The 1,124-nt window shown below is 76.2% G+C and carries 1 protein-coding gene; it reads right to left on the reverse strand.

Features of this window, described 5'->3' with window-relative positions; genetic code table 11:
* Positions 1–14 precede the first annotated feature (14 nt).
* A complete protein-coding gene (locus VR44_RS14905) occupies positions 15–992 on the reverse strand; it encodes a GHMP family kinase ATP-binding protein (protein ID WP_094191653.1) in 978 nt (325 codons plus the stop codon).
* Positions 993–1,124 lie beyond the last annotated feature (132 nt).

Raw genomic sequence — 1,124 nt, forward strand, 5'->3', positions numbered from 1 at the left:
TGTCGACAGCATGCTCAGATCTCCAGCTCGGCGGGGTGGGCGGGTGGGGTCTGCGGGCTCCAGCTGTCGTCGGCGCCGAGGGAGCGGTGTACGGACACCTCGCCGCCGAGAGGGGCGCAGCCGGCCCGGATGTGCTCGGTCTTGCCGGCGAGGGCGGGGTCGTCCGCCTCCAGGAGGACACCGAGCATGGTGCCGCTGTGGGCGAGGACCAGGCCCAGCCCGTCGACCTCGCGGCACAGGGCGTGCAGTTCCGCGAATCCGGCGCGCCGGCGGCGCTGGGCGTTCATCTCGGCGCTGCGGGTGGCGACGGCGCCGACCTCGGCGAGGTCGCCGCAGGCCACGGCGTCGGTGAGCCGGGCCAGCAGGCGGGCGTACTCCTCCCGGTCGGCTGCGTCGATGGCCCGGGCGCCCCGGTTGTGCGCGACGGTGTCGACCTGGCCGCCCTCGTCGTGGGCGACGACGGTGAGGGGCGGCAGCACCCCGAGGCGTCGGCCGAGGCGCACCTCCCGGTGGTGGAAGGCGACGATCTCGTCGTACATGACCCCGTCGGCCGGTTCGATGCCGCGCAGGAAGTCCTCCGTCTCGGCCGGGGTGAAGGCGCGCCCGTGGGCGGCCCCGACGGCCCGTACGGTGGCGACCAGGTCGGCGGAGGAACTGGCGAGGCCCTTGCCCTCGGGCAGGTCCCCGGCGACCTCCAGCAGGCCGCCGTCCGCCGTGCCGAGGGCGGCCAGGACGGCCTCGGCGACACGGCGGGACTTGGCCTTGTGCGCCGGGCGCACCCGGACCCGGCCTCCGGGCTCGGGGTGGAACACGGCGGTGGCCCAGCGGGCGAGGGGGAAGGTGACCAGGAAGTCCCCCTGCGGGTGGGGCAGGGCGCCCTGGAGCAGTTCGCCGAAGGTGCCGAAGGCGCTGCCGGAGCCGGAGCCGAGGGGGACGGCGGCCGCCCCCGCGACGGTGTCAGTGGGCGCGCTGTACACGGGTGCGAATGCCATCGCCGTCCTCCTCGCGGGTCTTGTCCTCGGGCGCTCCATACAGGGCGCGGTCGCCCTCCTCGGCGCCCGCGCGGAGCGCGGCGGCACGCGCCTGCCAGTCGGCGCGCAGCCGTTCGTACGTCCCCTGCTGTC

The organism is Streptomyces katrae, assembly GCF_000966975.1.
GTDB lineage: Bacteria > Actinomycetota > Actinomycetes > Streptomycetales > Streptomycetaceae > Streptomyces > Streptomyces katrae.

What these genes read in the sequence shown, in the direction of transcription:
- VR44_RS14905 (WP_094191653.1), bottom strand. Translation starts at nt 992, where the DNA reads ATGGCATTCGCACCCGTGTACAGCGCGCCCACTGACACCGTCGCGGGG.